The organism is Nitrospira sp. BLG_2, from assembly GCF_049222245.1.
In genome coordinates, this window is sequence record NZ_JBLYIG010000736.1 from 1 (window position 1) to 3,081 (window position 3,081).

Below are 3,081 nucleotides of genomic sequence, written 5' to 3' on the forward strand. Positions count from 1 at the left end.
GAAGACGAGCGGCTCGCCATGTACGACAAGCGCATCCGCAATCAGGAACTGCAGCAGGATCAGGATCGTCTGCAGTCGCGCATCGACATGGAACGCAATCGGCTGTTCCAGAAGCAGCAGTTCCAAGCGCAGCAGGACAACATCGCAACGGACAATAGGCTGCAGCAGGAGCGTTTTGACGCATCACGCCGCGATCAGCAGAAGCAGTTTGAATTGCAGAACAAGCGTCTCGACGTTGAGGCGCAGCGTCAGCGCGATTCGGAAATGAAGAACGAGAAGCGGTTCTCATCGAGCCTGCGCAAGGAATTCCGCACGCTGCCGTCGGTGAAGGATTACGAGCAGGTGCTGCCGGTCGTTCAGTCCGCGAAAAAGGCGCCTGACAACGGTTATGGCGACCTGCAGTTGATCTACACCGTCGGCAAGGCGCTCGACCCGAATTCCGTGGTACGAGAGGGCGAACTTGCGCTCACGGTCGCGGCCGGCAGCCCGATACAGAGGCTCCTCGGTACGACGCGGTTCTCGATCGAGAAGGGCGGGCGCCTCACGCCGCAATTGCGCGCTCAGATTCTTAACATGCTCGACCAGCGCGTTGGAGCCTACCAGCAGGCTTACGAAAAGGATCGCAACCAATACGCCCAGTATGCTGGAGAGCAGGGGCTTGATCCCGAACAGATCGTTGGCAAGCACGCGCTTTCCGCGTATGACGCCCCCTCTTCCGGTCCCGGACGTTCTCCGGCCGGGCTCAGCACTGGCGCCATGAAGTATCTGGAAGAGTAATGCCGTACTCCATCGAACAGCTGCGCGATGCGCGCAAGCGGGCATTAGCGGCCGGCGATACGAAGGCAGCCGATGAGCTCCTGCGCTTTGCACAACGCCAGGCGATCGAGGATGCGCGCGGAACACAAGCGCGTGAAAGCACAACGGACACCGGCGGCACGCTTCGCTTCGGCGGAATCGACACCGGCATCGGCACGTCGGCCGGCACCGAGCGCGTACTCGCCGGCATCGGTCGTGGCATGACGAACGTCGCACGTCACGCCGGCAACCTCGTCGGCCTCACGAGCGACGAAGATCTCGCTGCCGCGAACCAACTCGACATCGACCTGATGAACACGACCGGCGGCAAGGTCGGCTCCTTCATTGGAGAGACGGCGGCGACCGCGCTTCCGATTGGCGGCGGAACGGTCGCGCTTGCGCGCACCGGAGCACTCGGCGCCCGACTGGCCGGCAACATGTTGGCCCGCGGCGCGCTCGAGGGTGCGGCGCAGGGTGCGTTGATGGCCGATCCTGGTCAGAGAGCGCAGGGTGCGATGTTCGGTGCTGGTGCGGGTGCCGTACTGCCAGCACTGGCTGGAACGGCCAGCAAGGCGATCCGCGGTGTCGCCAAGACCCCAGAGGCCGAGGCGCTTCTACGTGAGGGCGTCGACCTGACGCCAGGCCAGATGAACCCGCTCGGTGTTGCGAACCAGATGGAGGAGTCGTGGCAGTCGGTGCCGCTCGTAGGTTCAGTTATCCGTGGTGCGCGTGAGGGTGCGGCGCAGGACTTCCAGCGCGTGACAATCCAGAAGGCCGCGATGCCTGGAACGAAGATTGCGACTGGTTCGCCGGACAAGATGCTGCAGGAGGCATACGACTCCTTCCAGCCGTTCTACGACGCAGCGAAGGGGTTCCCGGTTACGGCAAAGATCGTGCAAACGAAAGGGAGCGACATCCCGCTCTCCATCGCTTTTGCGAACGCCGCGAAGAGCCAATCAGTACGCGCATCGTCCGACGCGCGTAAGAGCGTGAATAGTTGGCTGCAGAACGAACTCACCGCGCTCAAGAGTGCAAAGTTCAAGGGCGGCACGGATGACAGTGCGGCGCTACTAGATCTGCGTTCGAACATCCGCGCTGAAGGCCGCAAGGCGATTAGCCAGAACGATACGGCTTCTGCTGAACTGCTCGAGAAGGCGGAGGATCAGGTTACTCGCGCACTCGAGTCGCAGTTGCCGAAGAGCGCGCTGAATTCGCTCAAGGCCGCGGACGCGAAATACGGCCAGTATAAGGTCGTTGAGACCGCCGTTGCCCGAGCGAAGGACAAGGCTGGCGGCTTTACGGCGAGCGATCTCTCGGAAGCCGTGGCACAGGCGCACCGCGGCGCGAACAAGGGTTCCTATGCGCGCGGCGGTGGTGGCGACCTTCGCCAGCTCGCGCACGCCGGCAAGGAATCCATGTCGGTCGTGTCTCCACCCACGGGCGCACGTATGGCGTCGATCGTCGGGCCGGCAGCCCTCGCGCTCGGCAAGTCGGGCGTCGGCATTCCGGTCGCGCTCGGCGCATTGGGGCTCACCGCAACGAAGACCGGGCGGAGACTCGCAGCCGGCTCAATGGGCTGGCAGCAGGGCGGGCAGCGTGTTGCGGATCAGGTACTCGGGCAACTCGATCCGACGACTCAGGCGCTCATCGCGCAGTACGCGAACCGCGCCGCAGTGGGCGCTGGTCTCGGGATGGTTCCTGCGTATTTGGCGGAACAATGAAGTGCTTGCGGTACAGAAAGGATTTCACGCGCCCCTCGGGGATCAGCGGCTTGATTAGCCAGGACAGCGCGCACGCGATCGCGAGCAGGATCAGCAGCATGAGCGGACGTAACGCAATTTCCACGATGGACTCCCAGTAGGAGCAATGCCGATGTTCAACAGTATACCGCCGGGTCTGCTTCAGCAAATGCTGGCAGCTCGCGCTTCTCCGTCATTGCAGCCGATGGGAGGCAAGTTCCCGATGCTGCAACCGTTTGGTCAGCCGGGCGTGCAGCCGGGAATGGGGCCTCCGCAGTTCCAGCCGTTCGGCGGTCAGCAGTCACCGCAGCCGATGCCGCAGCAGATGCAGCCGGGGGCCGGTTTGCAGCCGTTCCCGCAGCAGATGCAGCCCGGCGCTGGCCTGCAGCCATTTCCGAGCCAGCCGACCTTCAACCCCCAGCCGTTCGAGGGCATGGGCGGTCTCGGCGGATTCCCGAGGATGATGCCGAAGAAGGGCCTCGGTTCAGGTTTCGGCATCGGCCACTTCGGCGTACAGCCGTTCGTGCCGGGCCAGAGCGTCGTCAAG

2 protein-coding genes and 1 pseudogene are annotated in these 3,081 nt (G+C 63.6%); all 3 read left to right on the forward strand.

Annotation, left to right across the window (positions count from 1 at the left end):
- The coding region (locus ACOSYY_RS19655; protein ID WP_421664651.1) for a hypothetical protein at positions 1 to 777 on the forward strand (777 nt) is incomplete at its 5' end.
- Positions 777 to 2,516, forward strand: coding sequence for a hypothetical protein (locus ACOSYY_RS19660; protein ID WP_421664652.1), 1,740 nt, complete (start codon positions 777 to 779; stop codon positions 2,514 to 2,516). The genes ACOSYY_RS19655 and ACOSYY_RS19660, both read left to right, overlap by 1 nt.
- Positions 2,517 to 2,667: 151 nt before the next feature.
- Positions 2,668 to 3,081, forward strand: a pseudogene (locus ACOSYY_RS19665) (hypothetical protein); the annotation flags it as partial.